The following is a 20,032-nucleotide window of genomic DNA, read 5'->3' as shown; positions in this document are numbered from 1 at the left end:
CCCTCTGCTCGCTCCGTCGGAATCTGGATTGGTTCAATGTCCTACGAACGCTCCTCTCGTAGTTTTTCCGACGACGCGGTGGCGATCGTCGGCATATCCTGCCGCCTCCCTCAGGCCCCGGACCCGGACTCCTTCTGGCGGCTGCTGCGCGACGGGGGCGACGCCGTCACCGACGTTCCCGGCGGCCGGTGGAACTCCCCGGAGACCGCGTCGCTGCGCGGCGGCTTCATCACCGGCATAGCCGAGTTCGACGCCGAGTTCTTCGGGATCTCCCCGAACGAGGCCGCGATGATGGACCCCCAGCAGCGGCTGCTCATGGAGCTGAGCTGGGAGGCGCTCGAAGACGCGGGCATCGTCCCGGGCAGCCTGCGGGGCACCGGCACGAGCGTCTTCGTCGGCGCCATGGCCGGCGACTACGCCCAGCTGTTGCAGGGCTCCGGCCGCGCGGCGCTGACCCGCCACAGCCTCACGGGCATCAGCCGGGCCCTGCTCGCCAACCGGATCTCCTACATGCTCGGGCTGAACGGTCCCAGCATGACCGTGGACTCCGCGCAGTCGGCCTCGCTCACCGCCGTGCACCTGGCCTGCGAGAGCCTGCGCAACGGCGAGTCGGGCCTGGCCATCGTCGGCGGCGTGAACCTCAACCTGACGCCCGACAGCACGCTCGCCGCCCTCAGGTTCGGCGCCCTGTCGCCCGACGGCAAGTGCTTCACCTTCGACGCCCGCGCCAACGGCTACGTCCGCGGCGAGGGCGGCGGCATCGTCGTGCTCAAGCCGCTGGCCCGCGCGCTCGCCGACGGCGACCGCGTCCACTGCGTGATCGCGGGCAGCGCCGTGAACAACGACGGCGGCGGCGACGGGCTCACCGTCCCCGACCAGTACGCCCAGGAAGAGGTCATCCGGCTGGCCTGCGAGCGGGCCGGCGTGCAGGCGGCCGACGTCCAGTACGTCGAGCTGCACGGCACCGGAACCCGGGTCGGCGACCCCGTCGAGGCACGCGCCCTCGGCGCCGCCGTCGGCACCGCCAAGGACCCGGGCACGCCGCTGCTCGTCGGCTCGGCCAAGACCAACGTCGGCCACCTGGAAGGCGCCGCGGGAATCGTCGGCCTGCTCAAGACCGTGCTGGCCATCAGGCACCGCGAGCTGCCGGCATCGCTCAACTTCGAGACGCCCAGCCCGCTGATCCCGTTCGACGAGCTGAACCTGCGCGTCAACACCGCGCTGTCCGCCTGGCCGCGCGCCGGCGAACCGCTGGTCGCCGGGGTCAGCTCCTTCGGCATGGGAGGCGCCAACTGCCACGTGGTGCTCGCCGAGCACCCGCAGGAGAGCCCGCGACCGGAGCCTCGCCCCGCCGGGCCGGTGATCCTGCCGCTGGCCGGGCAGAGCGAGGCCGCGCTCCGGGCCCAGGCAGGACGGCTGCGCGACCACCTGCTCGCCGGACCCGCCGCCGACGCCGCGGACACGGCCTACTCGCTGGCCACGACGCGTACGGCCTTCGACCGCCGGGCCGCGATCGTCGTCGACGAGCCGTCCCGGCTGGCCGAGGTGCTCGACCGGCTCGCCAGGGGAGAGGCCGCCGCCGAGATCGTCACCGGACGGCCGAGCGACGGCGACGTGGCCTTCCTCTACTCGGGCCAGGGCAGCCAGCGCCCCGGCATGGGCCGCGAGCTCTACGACGCGCACCCCGCCTTCGCGCGGGCCCTCGACGAGATCGCCGCCTGCTTCGACGGCGAGCTCGCCCATCCGCTGCTCGAGGTGATGTTCGACGACCCCGACGGGGTGTTGGACGAGACCGGGATGACCCAGCCCGCGCTCTTCGCCTTCGAGGTCGCGCTCACCCGCCTGTACGAGCACTGGGGCATCCGCCCCGACCGGCTCATCGGCCACTCCATCGGGGAGATCTCGGCCGCGCACGTCGCCGGGGTGCTGTCCCTGGCCGACGCCTGCACCCTGGTCGCCGCGCGCGGCAGGCTGATGCAGGCCCTGCCCACCGGCGGCGCCATGATCGCCGTCCAGGCCACCGAGGCGGAGCTCCGCCCCCATCTCGACGACTCGGTCAGCATCGCCGCGATCAACGGCCCCGACTCCGTCGTCGTCTCCGGCGCGGAGGAGCGCGTCACGGAGATCGCCGAGGAGTTCCGCGCCCGCGACCGCAAGATCCGCAGGCTGCGCGTGAGCCACGCCTTCCACTCGCCGCTGATGGACCCGATGCTGGCGGAGTTCCGGCAGGTGGCCGAGTCGCTCACCTACCGCGAACCGGCCATCCCGATCGTCTCCAACCTCACCGGCGCCGTCGCGTCCGGCGAGGACCTGTGCTCGCCCGGCCACTGGGTGTGGCACGTCCGCGAGGCCGTGCGTTTCAGCGACGGCATCCGCGCGCTGGCCGACACGGGCGTGACCACGTTCGTGGAGGTCGGGCCCGGCTCCGTGCTGGCCGCCATGGGGCAGCACTGCCTGCCCGCCGACCCCGGCCTCCGGTTCGTCGCCACGCTGCGGGACAACCGGGCCGAATGCCACAGCGCCGCCCTGGCCCTGGCCGAGCTGCAGGTACGCGGCACCGCGCCGGCCTGGGACGCCCTGTACCCCGGCGCGCGGCGCGTCCCGCTGCCCACCTACGCCTTCCAGCGCACCTACCACTGGCTTCCCGAGCCGGACGGCTCGGCGCCGCCCCCGCCCGCGCCCCCGGAGCCGGCGGCGACCGGCGAGGGGACGCAGCCACTCGCCGACCGGCTGCACGGCCTGCCCGAGCCGGAGCAGGAGCAGCTGCTCCTGGAGCTCGTACGGACCTGCATCGCGCTCGTCCTCGGCCACGCCAACGCCGCGACCGTGGACACCGCCACCGCCTTCAAGGCGCTCGGCTTCGACTCCTTCAGCGCCGTCGAGCTCAGGAACCGGCTCAACGCCGCCACCGGGCTCCAGCTGCCCAGCTCGCTGCTGTTCGACTACCCCTCGCCGCAGGCGCTGGCCGCGTTCCTGCGCGCGGAGCTGACGGGCGGGCAGGCCGCGCAGGCCGTGGCGACCGCCGCCTCGGTGGCGGACGAGCCGATCGCGATCGTGGGCATGGCCTGCCGCTTCCCCGGCGGGGTGCAGTCCCCGCAGGACCTGTGGGACCTGGTGATCTCCGGTACGGACGCCATAGGGGAGTTCCCCGTCGACCGCGGCTGGGATCTGGCGGCCCTGTACGACCCGGATCCGGACAGCCGTGGGACGTCGTATGCGCGGCATGGCGGTTTCTTGTACGACGCGGGGGAGTTCGATCCTGGGTTCTTCGGGATCTCGCCGCGTGAGGCGTTGGCGATGGATCCGCAGCAGCGGTTGCTGCTGGAGGCGTCGTGGGAGGCGATCGAGCGGGCGGGTGTCGACCCGGCAGGGTTGCGCGGCAGCCGGACCGGCGTGTTCGCGGGCGCGATGGCCCAGGACTACGGCCCGCGCCTGCACGAGGCCACCGGGGCGGCGGAAGGCTACGTGCTGACCGGCACCTCCGCCAGCGTGATCTCCGGCCGGGTCGCGTTCTCGTTCGGGTTCGAGGGCCCGGCGGTGACCGTGGACACCGCGTGCTCGTCGTCGCTGGTGGCGCTGCACCTGGCCGCGCAGTCGCTGCGGTCCGGGGAGTGCGATCTGGCGCTGGCCGGCGGCGCGACCGTGATGGCGTCCCCCGGCATGTTCGTGGAGTTCTCGCGGCAGCGCGGGCTGTCGCCGGACGGGCGGTGCAAGGCGTTCTCGGCCTCGGCCGACGGCACGGGCTGGGCCGAGGGTGTCGGCATGCTGCTGGTGGAGCGGCTGTCGGACGCGCGGCGCAACGGTCATCGGGTGCTGGCGGTCGTCAAGGGCTCGGCGATCAACCAGGACGGTGCCAGCAACGGGCTGACGGCGCCGAACGGCCCCTCCCAGCAGCGGGTGATCCGCCAGGCGCTGGCCAACGCCGGACTGTCGGCCGGAGACGTGGACGTGGTCGAGGCGCACGGGACCGGCACGACGCTGGGTGACCCGATCGAGGCGCAGGCGTTGATCGCGACGTATGGCCAGGACCGGGAGCAGCCGTTGTGGCTGGGGTCGTTGAAGTCGAACATCGGCCACTCCCAGGCGGCGGCCGGGGTGGGTGGCGTGATCAAGATGGTCATGGCCATGCGTCACGGGGTCCTGCCGCAGACGTTGCATGTGGACGAGCCGTCGCCGCACGTGGACTGGTCGGCCGGTGCCGTCGAACTGCTGACCGAGGCCCGGTCGTGGGACGTCGACGATCGTCCGCGCCGCGCCGCCGTCTCGTCCTTCGGCATCAGCGGCACCAACGCCCACGTCATCATCGAGCAGGGCGACCCGGCCGCCCCCGCCCCCCGCGACGACGCGAACCTCCCCGCCGTCCCCTGGCTCATCTCGGCGAAGACGCCCGAGGCGCTGGCCGGGCAGGCCGAGCGGCTCGCGTCCTGGGCGACGCCCGACATCCCCGTCGCCGCCGCCGGTGCCGCGCTGGCTGCCGAGCGGTCCCTGCTCGAACACCGCGCGGTGATCGTCGGCCGCGAGCGCGACGACCTGCTGGCCGGCCTGCGGGCACTGGCGGGCGGCCCCGCCGCGCCCGGCGTGCTGACCGGCAGCGGCCCGGCGGGCCGGCTCGCCCTGCTGTTCACCGGGCAGGGCAGCCAGCGGCTCGGCATGGGCCGCGACCTGGCCGCGGCCTTCCCCGCCTTCGACGAGGCGCTGGAGCAGATCTGCGCGCTGCTGGACCCCCACCTGCCGCACCCGCTGCGCGAGGTGATGTTCGGCGACCCCGACGGCGTGCTGAACGAGACCGGGATGACCCAGCCGGCGCTGTTCGCCTTCGAGGTCGCCCTGTACCGGCTGCTCGAATCCCTCGGCGTACGGGCGGACGTGGTGGTCGGGCACTCCATCGGCGAGATCGCCGCCGCCCACGTGGCCGGGGTGTTCTCCCTCGCCGACGCCTGCACCCTGATCGCCGTGCGGGCCCGGCTCATGCAGCTGCTGCCCCCGGGCGGCGCGATGCTCGCCATCGCCGCGTCCGAGGCCGACGTCCTGCCGCTCCTCGACGGGTACGAGGACCGGGTCGCCATCGCGGCCGTCAACACCCCGACCTCGGTGGTCATCTCCGGTGCGGAGGCCGCCATCGAGGAGATCGCGCAGAACGTCACGGCACGCAAGCGCCGGCTGCGGATCTCCCAGGCCGCCCACTCGCCGCTGATGGAGCCAATGCTGGCCCCCTTCGAGGAGGCCATCACGGGGCTGACCTACCACGAGCCCGTCATCCCGGTGATCTCCAACGTCACCGGCAGGCTCGCCGAGCCCGGCCTGCTCACCAGCCCCCGGTACTGGGTCGACCACGTACGACGCCCCGTCCGTTTCGCGGACGGCATCGTCGCCGCGGACGCCGCGCTCTTCCTGGAGGTGGGGCCCGACGGCGTCCTCACCGGGCTGGCCCAGCAGATGCTCTCGGACGGCGTCTTCGTCCCCGCCGTACGCAAGGACCGCGACGAGGTCGACACCTTCGTCCAGGCACTCGGACAGCTCCACGCCTGCGGCGTCACCGTCGGCTGGGACACCTACTTCGGCGCCGCACCCGCGCTCCACGTAGACCTGCCCACGTACGCCTTCCAGCGCCAGAGGTACTGGCTGGAGGCACGCGGTCCCGTGGACCTGCCCGCCGAGCAGGTCGGGCTGTTCGAGGTGGACTGGATGCCCGTACCCGCCGCGGGCGCAGCCACCGTGGCGCCCGGCGACGTGCTCCTGCCCTGGCACGACGAGGACGAAAGGGATGGGACGGACCGGGCGCGCGCTGCCGTGCTCCGCGTGCTCTCCGCCGTCCAGGACTGGCTCGACGGTGACCGGCCCGCGTCGGCCCGGCTGGTGATCGTCACCAGGGGAGCGACCGACGAGGTGCCCGACCTGGCCGGTGCCGCCGTGTGGGGCCTGGTCCGGTCGGCGCAGACGGAGTACCCGGACCGGTTCGTGCTGCTCGACGACGACGGCAGCGCCGAGCACGCCGTCGCCGCGGCCCTCGCCTACGACGAGCCCCAGCTGGCGATCAGGTCCGGCAAGATCTACGTCCCGAGGCTGGCGCGGCGCGGCCGGCCGCCGGCGGACCGGCCCTGGCACCCCGGCGGGACCGTGCTGGTCACCGGCGGCACCGGAGCGCTGGGACGCACGGTCACCCGGCACCTCGCCGCCCGGCACGGCGTACGGAACCTCGTCCTCGTCACCCGCGACCCGAGCTCGGCCGGAGCCGTCGCGCTCGCGGCTGAGCTGGCCGAGCTCGGCGCGCACGCCGAACTGGTCGCGTGCGACGTCACCGACCGCGAAGCGCTGGCCGGGCTCATCGACTCCTGCCGCGACCTGACCGGCGTCGTGCACATCGCCGGCGTGCTCGACGACGGCGTCGTGCCGGCGCTGACCCCCTCCCGGCTCGACACCGTGTGGCGGACCAAGGCCGAGACCGCCTGGCTGCTGCACGAGCTGACCCGCGAGCGCGAACTGTCGGCGTTCGTGCTGTTCTCGTCGTGCGCGGCCACGCTCGGCAGCGCCGGCCAGGCCAACTACGCCGCCGCCAACGCCTTCCTCGACGCCCTCGCCCGCCACCGCCACTCGCTCGGCCTGCCCGCCACGGCCCTGGACTGGGGCCTGTGGGACAACTCCGCCGAATTCGGCGGCATGGCGGGTACGCTCGCCACGGCCGACCTGGCGCGCTGGGCCCGGCTCGGCGTCGCCCCGCTGCCGCGGGACGAGGCGCTGGAGCTCTTCGACTCCGCGCTCGCCGGCGGCGCCGTGACGACGCTGCCCGCCCGGCTGAGCCTGGCCAAGGTCGCGGACCCCGTACCGGCGATGCTGCGCGGGATGCTGCGCAAGCCCGTCGAGCGCCGCGCGGCCGGTGGGACCGGCTCGGGCTCCGGGGACGAGCCCCTGGCGCAGTCCCTGCGCGGGCTGAGCCCGGACGAGCAGGAACGCACCCTGCTCGACCTGGTACGCGGCCAGGCCGCCCTCGTGCTCGGGCACGTGACGCCGAACGTCATCAGCGCCACCGGAGCGTTCAAGGACGCCGGCTTCGACTCGCTCACCGCGGTCGAGCTCAGGAACCGGCTCAACGCCGCCACCGGGCTGCGACTGCCCAGCTCGCTGCTGTTCGACTACCCCTCGCCCAAGGCGCTGACCGACCACCTGCGTACCGAACTGCTCGGCGGCTCCGCCACGCCCGCCACCGCCGTGCGGTCGGCCGGGCACGACGAGCCGATCGCGATCGTGGGCATGGCCTGCCGCTTCCCCGGCGGCGTGCTGTCGCCGGACGACCTGTGGGAGCTGGTCGCGCAGGGCCGGGACGCGGTGGGCGAGTTCCCCGTCGACCGCGGCTGGGACCTGGACCGGCTGTTCGACCCCGACCCCGGCAACCGGGGCACCTCCTACACGCGGCAGGGCGGCTTCCTTCATGACGCCGCCGACTTCGACGCGGCCTTCTTCGGCATCTCGCCGCGCGAGGCCCTGGCCATGGACCCGCAGCAGCGGCTGCTCCTGGAGGCCTCGTGGGAGGTCTTCGAACACGCCAACATCGACCCGGCCACGCTGCACGGCAGCCAGACCGGGGTCTTCACCGGGATCGCGCCGATGGAGTACGGGCCACGGCGCTCCGAGGGCTCCGACGCGGTCGAGGGGTATCTCCTCACCGGCCAGCTGGCCAGCGTCGCGTCCGGGCGGGTGTCGTACACGTTCGGGTTCGAGGGCCCGGCGGTGACCGTGGACACCGCGTGCTCGTCGTCGCTGGTGGCGCTGCACCTGGCCGCGCAGGCCCTGCGGACGGGCGAGTGCGACCTGGCCCTGGCGGGTGGCGCGATGGTGATGGCGTCGCCCGGCACGTTCGTGGAGTTCTCACGGCAGCGCGGGCTGTCGGCCGACGGGCGGTGCAAGGCGTTCTCCGCCGCGGCTGACGGCACGGGGTGGAGTGAGGGTGTCGGCGTGCTGCTGGTGGAGCGGCTGTCGGACGCCCGCCGCAACGGGCACCAGGTGCTGGCGGTCGTCAAGGGGTCGGCGATCAACCAGGACGGTGCCAGCAACGGCCTGGCGGCGCCGAACGGGCCGTCGCAGCAGCGGGTGATCCGGCAGGCGCTGGCCAATGCCGGGCTGTCGGCCGGAGACGTGGACGTGGTCGAGGCACATGGCACCGGGACCGCTCTGGGCGACCCGATCGAGGCCCAGGCGCTCCTCGCGACCTATGGCCAGGAGCGGGATCAGCCGCTGTGGCTGGGGTCGCTGAAGTCGAACATCGGCCACACGCAGGCGGCTGCCGGTGTGGCCGGGGTCATCAAGATGGTGATGGCCATGCGGCACGGCCTCATGCCCCGAACGCTGCATGTGGACGAGCCGTCGCCGCACGTGGACTGGTCGGCCGGTGCTGTTGAGCTGTTGACCGAGGCTCGGTCATGGGATGTTCAGGATCGTCCGCGCCGTGCCGCCGTCTCGTCCTTCGGGGTCAGCGGCACCAACGCCCACGTGATCCTTGAGCAGGGGGACCTGGTCGAACCGGCTTCCGACGAGGTCGTGGGCTCGCCCGTGGTGCCCTGGGTGCTCTCGGCGAAGAGCCGTGAGGCGCTGGTGGAGCAGGCCGGCCGGTTGGCGTCGTGGGTGTCGGCGCGGCCGTCGCTCTCGGTGTCGGACGCCGCTTGGTCGTTGGCGACGGGACGTTCTGCGCTGGAGCAGCGTGCGGTCGTGGTGGGCGCCGATCGTGACGAGCTGCTGGCTGGTTTGCGGGCGCTGGCTTCGGATGTGGTGACTGGTTCCGGTGGCCGGTTGGCGTTGTTGTTCGCCGGTCAGGGGAGTCAGCGGGTCGGGATGGGGCGGCAGCTCGCTGAGGCGTTCCCGGTCTTTGCCGAGGCGCTGGAGGAGATCGACCGGCTGCTGCCGGTGCGTGAGGTGATGTTCGACGACCCGGATGGGGTGTTGAACGAGACCGAGATGACCCAGCCGGCGCTGTTCGCCTTCGAGGTCGCCTTGTATCGGCTGCTGGAGTCCTTCGGGGTTCGGGCGGATGTGCTGGTCGGTCACTCGGTCGGGGAGATCGCCGCCGCGCACGTGGCCGGAGTGTTCTCGCTGGCCGATGCATGCGCGCTGGTGGCGGCCCGGGCCCGGCTGATGCAGGCGCTTCCGACCGGTGGCGCGATGCTGGCGATCGCCGCGCCCGAGGCGGAGGTTCTGCCTCTGCTGGAGGGCCGGGTCGGGATCGCGGCGGTCAACGGCCCCGCAGCGGTCGTGGTCTCCGGGGACGAGGAGGCGATCGCGCAGATCGAGGAGCGGGCCAGCGTTCGGACGCGCAGGTTGCGGGTCTCGCATGCCTTCCACTCGCCGTTGATGGAGCCGATGCTGGCTTCCTTCGAGGAGGCCATCGCCGGGCTGACCTACCACGAGCCCACTCTCGCGATCGTTTCCAACCTCACCGGCCGGCTCGCCGAGCCGGGGCAGCTCACCCGCCCCGAGTACTGGGTGGAGCACGTGCGCCAGGCCGTGCGGTTCGCCGACGGGGTGACGGCCGCGGAGGCTGACTGCTTCCTGGAGGTCGGCCCGGATGGAGTGCTCACCGGGTTGGCCCAGCAGAGCATCGCCGACGGTGTGTTCATCCCCGCCAGCCGCAAGGACCGGGATGAGGCCCGCGCGCTGATCGAGGCGCTCGGCCGGCTGTACACCCAGGGCATCGCCGTGGACTGGACGGCGGTGCTGGCCCCGGCCAGGCACGTCGATCTGCCCACCTACGCCTTCCAGCACCAGCGGTACTGGCTGGAGTCGGGCAGAGCCGTCAGCGACGTGACCGCCGCCGGGCTGAGCGCCGTGGACCACCCCATACTCAGCGCGGCCGTGCCCGCCCCCGACTCCGACACCCTCACGCTCACCGGACGGCTGTCCCTGGCCACGCTGCCCTGGCTCGCCGACCACGCGGTCAACGGCACCGTGATCCTCCCCGGCACGGGCTTCCTCGAGATCGCGCTGCGGGCCGCGGCGGAGACCGAGGACTGCGACGCGGTCTCCGAGCTGGCCATCCAAGCTCCTCTCGCGATCACGCACGAGCACCCCGTACAGCTCCAGGTGGTCATAGACGGACCGGACGACGGCGGCCGGCGTGGCATCGCCGTGTACTCCCGCCCCGAAGGCGGCGACTCCTGGCAACGGCACGCCCAGGGCACGCTCGGCCCCGCCACCGCCGAACCCGGCTTCGACCTCGCGCAATGGCCGCCGTCCGGGGCGCAGCCCATCGACATCGACAACCTGTACGACGACCTGGCCGTCTCGGGCCTGGAGTACGGCGACGCCTTCCAGGGCCTGGTGAGCGCCTGGCAGCGTGACGGCGCGGTCTACGCCGAGATCGTGCTGCCCGACCAGGCGCTGGCGGGCGCGGAGCGGTTCGGGTTCCACCCCGCCCTGCTCGACGCGGTGCTGCACTCCATCACGCTCGGCGACCTCCTGCCGCGTACCGAGCCGGGGCAGCCGTTCCTGCCCTTCGCCTGGTCCGGCATCTCGCCGCACGCGGTGGGCGGGACCGCGGCGCGGGTCCGTACGACGGCGAAGGGGCAGGGCGAGCTGTCGCTGAGCGTCGCGGACGACACCGGCGCGCCGATCCTCACCGTGGACTCCCTGGTGGTCAGGCCCGTGACGGCCGACCTGTCGGCGGGTGGCACGCCGTACGCGCTGGACTGGGTGACCGCGCCCGCGGCGGCCGGGCCGGAGCCCGAGCGCGTGGTGGAGCTCGACGGCCTGTCCTCGCTGGGTGGCGTGGAGGCGGTCCCCGACCTGGTGCTCGCCCGCATACCGGCAGGTGAGGGGCGTACGAGGACGTACGAGGTGCTCGCGCTCGTACAGCGGTGGCTCGCGGACGAGCGGTTCGCGCAGTCCCGGCTGGCATTGGTGACCAGTGGGGCGGTCAGCGCGGCCGAGGGCGAGGTGCCGGAGCTGTCCACCGCGCCGGTCTGGGGCCTGATGCGGTCCGCCCAGTCCGAGCACGCCGGCCGGTTCGTCATCGTCGACACGGACGACCATCCCGACTCCGCGGCCGCGCTGCTGCGCGCCTGCGCGTCCGGCGAGCCGCAGGTCGCCCTGCGGCAGGGCGAGATCCGCGTGCCCCGCATCGTTCCCGTGACCCGGCCCGCCCCCGCCCCCGCGCCCGCGTCCGTGATCGGGACCGCGCCCGTGACGGTGGACGGGACCGTGCTGCTGACCGGTGGCACGGGCGAGCTGGGGGCCCTGGCCGCGCGGCGGCTCGTCACCGGGCACGGCGTCCGGCACCTGCTGCTGGCCGGCCGTCGCGGTGCCGCGGCGCCCGGCGCCCAGGCGCTGGTGGACGAGCTGACCTCGCTGGGTGCCCAGGTCACCGTGGCGGCCTGCGACGTCGCGGACCGCGCGGAACTGGCCGCCCTGCTGGCCGGCATCCCCGCGGACCTGCCGCTGCGGGGTGTCGTGCACCTGGCCGGCATCGTGGACGACGGCGCCGTGACCTCGCTGACCACCGAGCGGATCGACCGCGTCTTCGGCCCGAAGGCGGACGCCGCCTGGCATCTGCACGAGCTCACCGAGGGCCTCGACCTGTCGTTCTTCGTGATGTACTCGTCCGTCGCGGCCACGGTCGGCAGCGCAGGCCAGGCGAACTACGCCGCCGCGAACACGTACCTGGACGCCCTGGCCCTGCACCGGCGGGCGCGAGGCCTGCCCGCCGCCTCCTTCCAGTGGGGGCTGTGGGAGTCGGACAGCGGCATGGCCGGCGCGCTGAGCCAGGCCGACGTCGCCCGGCTCAACAGGATCGGGCTCGCGCCGCTGCCCGTGGCCGAGGGCATGTCCCTGTTCGACGCGGGGCTCGCGCTCGACAGGGGAGTGCAGATACTCGCCCGCCTCGACACGGCCGCGCTGCGCCGCCAGGACGAGATCCCCGCCGTCTTCCGAGCCCTGGTCAAGGCCCCGGCGCGCAAGCCGGCGGCACCCAGGAAGGCGAGGGCGCGGGCCGACAAGGGCGCGCTGCTGTCGCTTATCCGTACGAGCGTCGCTCAGGTGCTCGGCCACGCCGACGCCGACGCCGTGGACATCGGAACCGCGTTCAAGGACCTCGGCTTCGACTCGCTGAGCTCCATCGAGCTGCGCAACCGGCTCAACGCCGCCACCGGCCTGCGGCTGCCGGCCACGCTCCTGTTCAACTTCCCCACCCCCGACGAACTCGCCGAGCACCTGCGCGCCGAGCTCACCGGGACCGCGCGGGCGGACCAGGTGGCCGCCCAGGCCGGGACCGCGGACGAGCCCATCGCGATCGTCGGCATGGCCTGCCGCTACCCCGGCGACGTGGTCTCGCCCGAGGACCTCTGGCGGCTCCTCACCCAGGACGCCGACGCGATCACCACCTTCCCCGGCAACCGGGGCTGGGACCTGGAACGGCTGTACGACCCCGACCCCGCCCACGCGGGCACCAGCTACGCCCGAGAGGGCGGGTTCTTGCACGACGCCGACCTCTTCGACCCCGCGCTCTTCGGGATCTCGCCACGCGAGGCCACCGCGATGGACCCGCAGCAGCGGCTGCTGCTCGAAACCTCGTGGGAGGCGATCGAGCGGGCCGGGATCAGCCCCAAGGCGATGCGCGGGAGCCGTACCGGCGTGTTCGCGGGCGTGATGTACCACGACTACGGCACGCGCCTGCCACAGGCGCCCGAAGGGTTCGAGGGGTTCGTGCTCAACGGCAGCGCGGGCAGCATCGCCTCCGGCCGGGTCGCCTACACGTTCGGGCTGGAAGGCCCGGCCGTGACGGTGGACACGGCCTGCTCGTCGTCGCTGGTGGCGCTGCACCTGGCCGCGCAGTCCCTGCGGTCCGGCGAGTGCGATCTCGCCCTGGCCGGGGGTGTGACGGTGATGGCCACGCCCAACGTCTTCATCGAGTTCTCCAGGCAGCGCGGGCTCGCCGCGGACGGCCGGTGCAAGGCGTTCTCCGCCTCGGCCGACGGCACCGGCTGGGCCGAGGGCGCGGGCATGCTGCTGGTGGAGCGGCTGTCGGACGCCCAGCGCAACGGCCACCGGATCCTCGCCCTCATCCGGGGCACCGCGATCAACCAGGACGGCGCCAGCAACGGTCTGACCGCCCCGAACGGCCCCTCCCAGGAGCGCGTGATCCGCCAGGCCCTCGCCAACGCCGGTCTGACGACCGCGGACGTGGACGTGGTCGAGGCCCACGGCACCGGTACGACCCTCGGCGACCCGATCGAGGCGCAGGCCATCATCGCGACCTATGGACAGGAGCGGGACCGGCCGCTGTGGCTGGGCTCGCTGAAGTCGAACATCGGTCACACGCAGGCCGCCGCCGGGGTGGGCGGCGTGATCAAGATGGTCCTGGCGATGCGGCATGGCCTCATGCCCCGGACCCTGCACGTGGACGAGCCGTCGCCGCACGTGGACTGGTCGGCGGGGGCGGTCGAACTGCTGACCTCGGCCCGTCCCTGGGACCTCCAGGACCGCCCGCGCCGGGCCGGAGTCTCCTCCTTCGGCGTCAGCGGCACCAACGCCCACGTGATCGTCGAGCAGGGCCCGGTCACCGTCGAGCCCGCCGACGAGGACGACCCGTCGCTGCCCGCCGTGCCCTGGCTCATCTCGGCCAACGACGCGGCAGCGCTACGGGAGCAGGCAGGCAGGCTCGCGGACTGGGCGTCGAGGAATGACGTATCGATTGCCGGGGTCGGTAAGGCGCTGGTCTCCGCGAGAGCGGTGTTGGAGCGGCGTGCGGTCGTGGTGGGCGCCGATCGTGACGAGCTGCTGGCTGGTTTGCGGGCGCTGGCTTCGGATGTGGTGACTGGTTCTGGTGGCCGGTTGGCGTTGTTGTTCGCCGGTCAGGGGAGTCAGCGGGTCGGGATGGGGCGGCAGCTCGCTGAGGCGTTCCCGGTCTTTGCCGAGGCGCTGGAGGAGATCGACCGGCTGCTGCCGGTGCGTGAGGTGATGTTCGACGACCCGGATGGGGTGTTGAGCGAGACCGGGATGACCCAGCCGGCGCTGTTCGCTTTCGAGGTCGCCTTGTATCGGCTGCTGGAGTCCTTCGGGGTCCGCGCGGATGTGCTGGTGGGCCATTCGGTCGGGGAGATTGCCGCCGCGCACGTGGCCGGGGTGTTCTCGCTGGCGGATGCGTGCGCGCTGGTGGCGGCCCGGGCCCGGTTGATGCAGGCCCTCCCGACCGGTGGCGCGATGCTGGCGATCGCCGCGCCCGAGGCGGAGGTTCTGCCTCTGCTGGAGGGCCGGGTCGGGATCGCGGCGGTCAACGGCCCCGCAGCGGTCGTGGTCTCCGGTGATGAGGAGGCGATCGCGCAGATCGAGGAGCGGGTCAGCGTTCGGACGCGCAGGTTGCGGGTCTCGCATGCTTTCCATTCGCCGTTGATGGAGCCGATGCTGGCTTCCTTCGAGGAGGCCATCTCAGGGCTGACCTACCACGAGCCCACTCTTGCGATCGTTTCCAACCTCACCGGCCGGCTGGCCGAGCCGGGGCAGCTGACCACTCCGAGCTATTGGGTGGAGCACGTGCGCCAGGCCGTGCGGTTCGCCGACGGCGTAGCGGCTGCGGGGGCCGATTGCTTCCTGGAGGTCGGTCCGGACGGGGTGCTGACCGGGTTGGCTCAGCAGAGCATCGCCGACGGTGTGTTCATCCCCGCCGTACGCAAGGACCGCGACGAAGCCCGCGCCCTGGTCGAGGCGCTCGGCAGGCTGTACACCCACGGCATCATCGTGGACTGGGACACCTACTTCACCTCCGTCCCCACCCGGCACGTCGACCTGCCCACCTACGCCTTCCAGCGCCAGCGGTACTGGCTCGACGCCGGATACTCCACCGGTGACGTCGCCTCGGGCGGCGGGCTGGCGGCCGTCGAGCACCCGCTCCTGACCGCGACCGTCCCCTCTCCGGGGGCCGACACCCTCACCCTCATCGGCCGCCTGTCACCGGCCGCGCAACCATGGCTGGCCGACCATGTCGTGGGCGGCCGGGTGGTCGTGCCGGGCTCCGCCCAGGTGGAGCTGGCGGTACGGGCCGGGGACGAGGCCGGCTGCCCGGTGCTCGACGAGCTCACCCACCAGACCCCGATGGTCCTGCCCGAGCGGGGCACCCTGCATCTCCAGGTGGTGGTCGGAGCGGCCGACGAGTCGGGACGCCGGCAGGTGACGATCTACTCGAGGGCCGAGGACGCCACGGACTGGAGCCAGAACGCCCAGGGCGTGCTGTCCCCGGCCGCCGTCGTACCCGGCTTCGATCTCACGCGGTGGCCGCCGCCCGGCGCGCAATCCCTGGATGTGGGCAGCGTCTATGAAGACCTCGCCGCGACCGGCATGGAGTACGGCGATGCCTTCCGATGCCTCAGGGCCGTCTGGAAGGCCGACGACGCCGTCTACGCCGAGATCGCCCTGCCGGAGCACATCCAGCCCGAGACCCGGCGGTTCGGCCTGCACCCGGCGCTGCTCGATGCCTCCCTGCACGCCATCCCCATGTCCGGCCTGCTCCCGCAGGCCGAACCGGGACGGCCGTACATCCCCTTCGCCTGGAGCCAGGTGGCGCTGCACGCCGACGGCGCGACGGTGCTACGGGTCAGGATCGCGCCCACGGCCGGCGCCGGGGTGGTCGCGCTGACCATGGCGGACGCCGCCGGCGCGCCCGTCATGGAGGTCGGCTCGCTCACGCTGCGCCCCAGCTCCGCCGACCAGCGGATGACGGGTCCCAACACCCTGTTCCAGATCGACTGGGTGCCGGCCGGTGGCCGTACCGCGCAGAACGGCCTCCAGTACGAGATCTTCGACGTACCGGCGACCGAGGCGGCGACCCCGGAGGCGATCAGGCACGCCACCGGTGCCGCGCTGGCGGCGGTGCAGGAGACGCTCGCCGCCGACCGGCCACCCGCGCGCCTGGTGGTCGTCACGCACGGCGCGGTCGCGGCGACCCCGGACGACGTGCCGGACCCGGCGCAGGCGGCGGTGTGGGGCCTGGTACGCGCCGCGCAGGCCGAACAGCCGGACCGGTTCCTGCTCCTGGACGTGGACGACGACTCGACGGACTCGGTCTCCCAGGCGCTCAACACCGGTGAGTCCCAAGTGGCGGTGCGGGCGGGCCAGTTCCTGGTGCCGCGCCTCAGCCGTGCGGCACTGCCGGAGGAGCAGGCGGCGGCGTTCGGGGCGGACGGCACGGTGCTGGTAACCGGTGGCACCGGTGGGCTCGGTGCGTTGGCCGCCCGCCACCTCGTCAACGCGTACGAAGTCAGGCACCTGCTGCTGGTCAGCCGGCGCGGTCCGGAGGCGCCGGGCGCGGCCGAGCTGGTGGCCGAGCTCTCTGACCTGGGTGCGGAGGTGGACGTGGCCGCCTGCGACGTGGCGGATCGCGACGCCCTCGCCCGCCTGATCGCTTCCATCCCGGCTGACCGCCCGCTGACGGGCGTCGTCCACACGGCAGGTGTTCTGGATGACGGTGTCGTCGGATCCCTTACTCCGGAGCGCATCGACGCCGTCCTCCAGCCGAAGGCCGACGCGGCCTGGCACCTGCACGAGCTCACGCGGGACCTCGGTCTGACCGCGTTCGTGCTGTTCTCCTCCCTGTCCGGGGTGCTGGGCAGCGCGGGTCAGGGCAACTACGCCGCCGCCAACACGTACCTGGACGCCCTGGCCCAGCGGCGCAGAGCGCAGGGCCTTGCGGCGACGTCGCTGGCGTGGGGCCTGTGGGCCACCGGCGGCATGGCGGGCGAGCTGGACGAGTCCGACCTGCGCCGACTCGAACGCGGCGGCATCACACCTCTGCCCATCGCCGACGGACTGGCCCTGTTCGACGCCGCGGTCAACGGCGACCGCGCCGTCCTGGTCCCGGCCGCGCTGAGCATGCCGGCGCTGCAGGCCCAGGCGCAGGCAGGCACGCTGCCCGCGCTCCTTCACGGGCTGGTCCGCGTGCCCAACCGCCGTACCAGCACGACCACCACCAGCGCGAACCCGGCCGATCTCCTTCAGCTGGTACGCAGCCAGGTGGCTACGGCGCTCGGGTTCCAGAGCGCCGATGCGGTGGAGCCGACCAAACGGTTCCAGGAGCTGGGCTTCGACTCGCTGACCGCGGTGGAGTTCCGCAACCAGCTCAATGCCGCGACGGGGCTGCGGTTGCCGGCGACGTTGGTGTTCGACTTCCCGACGGCTGAGGCGGTGGCCGGGTATCTGGCGGGTGAGTTGGTCGGTGGGCAGTCCTCGCAGGCGGTGGCAGTCGCCACGGCGGTGGTGGATGAGCCGATCGCGATCGTGGGGATGGCGTGCCGGTATCCGGGTGGCGTGGCCTCGCCGGAGGGTCTGTGGGAGCTGGTGTTCTCTGGCCGGGATGCGGTTGGGGAGTTTCCGGTTGATCGGGGTTGGGATCTGGAGAGGTTGTATGACCCGGATCCGGATAGTCGTGGGACGTCGTATGCGCGGCATGGCGGGTTCTTGTATGACGCGGCGGAGTTTGATTCGGGGTTTTTCGGGATTTCGCCGCGTGAGGCGTTGGCGATGGATCCGCAGCAGCGGTTGTTGCTGGAGGCGTCGTGGGAGGCGGTCGAGCGGGCGGGGATCGATCCCCACGGGCTGCGTGGCAGCCGGACGGGTGTGTTCGCCGGGGTCATGTACCACGACTACGCGCCCCAGCTCTCGGCCGTGCCCGGCGAGCTGGAAGGGCTCATCGGCACAGGCAGCTCCGGCAGCATCGCCTCCGGCCGGGTGAGCTACACCCTGGGCCTGGAAGGTCCGGCCGTGACCGTGGACACGGCATGCTCGTCCTCGCTGGTGGCACTCCACCTGGCGGTTCAGGCACTGCGATCGGGCGAGTGCGACCTGGCCCTCGCCGGCGGCGTCACCGTGATGGCCACACCGAGCACTTTCATCGAGTTCTCCCGGCAACGGGGCCTGTCCCCGGACGGGCGCTGCAAGGCCTTCTCAGCCGCCGCTGATGGCACCGGCTGGGGTGAGGGTGTCGGCATGCTGCTGGTGGAGCGCCTGTCGGACGCCCAGCGCAACGGTCACCAGGTGCTGGCGGTGGTGCGGGGTTCGGCGATCAACCAGGACGGCGCCAGCAACGGCCTGACCGCGCCGAACGGCCCCTCGCAGCAGCGGGTGATCCGCCAGGCCCTGGCGAACGCCGGGCTGTCGGCCGGAGACGTGGACGTGGTCGAGGCACATGGCACCGGGACCGCTCTGGGCGACCCGATCGAGGCGCAGGCGCTTCTCGCGACCTATGGCCAGGAGCGGGAGCAGCCGCTGTGGCTGGGGTCCATCAAGTCGAACATCGGCCACGCGCAGGCTGCGGCGGGCGTGGCGGGCGTGATCAAGATGGTCATGGCGATGCGGAAGGGTGTTCTGCCGCAGACGTTGCATGTGGATGAGCCGTCGCCGCACGTGGACTGGGCGGCTGGGGCGGTGCGGCTGCTGACCGAGGTGCAGCCGTGGGAGCAGAACGGGCATGCGCGTCGTGCGGCGGTCTCCTCGTTCGGGATCAGTGGCACCAACGCCCATGTCGTGCTGGAGGAGCCTTCCGCTTCGGAGATCGAGGCCGAGGTCGGTGGCGCGGAATTGCCGGCGGTGCCCTGGCTGGTGTCGGCCAAGGACGCGCGGGCGCTTCAGGCTCAGGCGTCTCGACTGGCGTCGTGGCTGGAGGAGCGGCCGTCGCTGTCGGTGTCGGATGCCGCTTGGTCGTTGGCCACGGGGCGTGCGGTGCTGGAGCAGCGTGCGGTCGTGGTGGGCGCTGACCGTGATGAGCTGCTGGCCGGACTGAGGGAGCTGGCCTCGGGTGGGGTTTCCGAGAGTGGTTCTGGTGGCCGGTTGGCACTGCTCTTCGCCGGTCAGGGGAGTCAGCGGGTCGGGATGGGCCGGCAGCTCGCCGAGGCGTTCCCGGTGTTCGCCGAGACACTGGAGGAGATCGATCGGCTGCTGCCGATCCGCGAGGTGATGTTCAACGACCCGGACGGGGTGTTGAACGAGACCGGGATGACCCAACCGGCGCTGTTCGCCTTCGAGGTCGCCTTGTATCGGCTGCTGGAGTCCTTCGGCATCCGCGCGGATGTGCTGGTGGGCCATTCGATCGGGGAGATCGCTGCCGCGCACGTGGCCGGGGTGTTCTCGCTGGCGGATGCGTGCGCGCTGGTGGCGGCCCGGGCCCGGTTGATGCAGGCCCTCCCGGCCGGCGGGGCGATGCTGGCGATCGCCGCACCCGAGGCGGACGTCCTGCCCCTGCTGGGAGACCGGGTGGGGATCGCGGCGGTCAACGGCCCGGCTGCGGTGGTGATCTCCGGCGATGAAGAGGCGATCGCGCAGATCGAGGAGCGGGTGAGCGTTCGGACGCGCAGGTTGCGGGTCTCGCATGCTTTCCACTCGCCGTTGATGGAGCCGATGCTGGCCGACTTCGAGCAGGCCATCGCCGGGCTGACCTACCACGAGCCTGAGATCCCGGTCGTTTCCAACGTGACCGGTCGACTGGCCGAGCCGGGGCAACTGACCACTCCCAGCTATTGGGTGGAGCATGTGCGGCAGGCCGTGCGGTTCGCCGACGGGGTGACCGCTGCCGGGGCGAGCCACTTCTTGGAGGTTGGCCCGGATGGGGTGCTGACCGGGCTGGCTCAGCAGAGCATCGCCGACGGTGTGTTCATCCCCGCCACCCGCAAGGACCGCGACGAGGCCCGCGCCCTGGTCGAGGCGCTGGGCCGGTTGCACACCCACGGCATCGCCGTGGACTGGACGGCGGTGCTGGCTTCCGGCAGGCAGGTCGATCTGCCCACCTACGCTTTCCAGCGGGAGCGGTTCTGGGTGCCGGCCAGCCTGGAGTCCGGTGATGTGGACGCCGCCGGGCTGGGTGCCATTGACCACCCCATGCTCCGTGCCGCCATCTCGGCGCCGGACTCCGACACTCACACCTTCACGGGTCGGTTGTCGCTGGCAACGCAGCCCTGGCTGGCCGATCACCAGGTCAACGGCCGGGTGGTGGTGCCGGGCGCGGCGCTGGTGGAGCTGGCGGTGCGGGCCGGGCACGAGCTGGACTGCCCGCAGCTGCGGGAGCTGACCA

The 20,032-nt window shown here is 72.8% G+C and carries 1 protein-coding gene; it reads left to right on the top strand.

Annotated features, from left to right (window positions below):
* Positions 1-36 precede the first annotated feature (36 nt).
* Positions 37-20,032: SDR family NAD(P)-dependent oxidoreductase (locus tag ACFKCF_RS55855; protein WP_394504903.1), on the top strand; the 19,996-nt coding region annotated here is incomplete at its 3' end.

The organism is Nonomuraea sp. JJY05, from assembly GCF_043496855.1.
Taxonomy (GTDB): Bacteria; Actinomycetota; Actinomycetes; order Streptosporangiales; family Streptosporangiaceae; genus Nonomuraea.
Note: the sequence above shows the minus strand (reverse complement) of the source record. Positions and strands in the feature narration are given on the sequence as shown.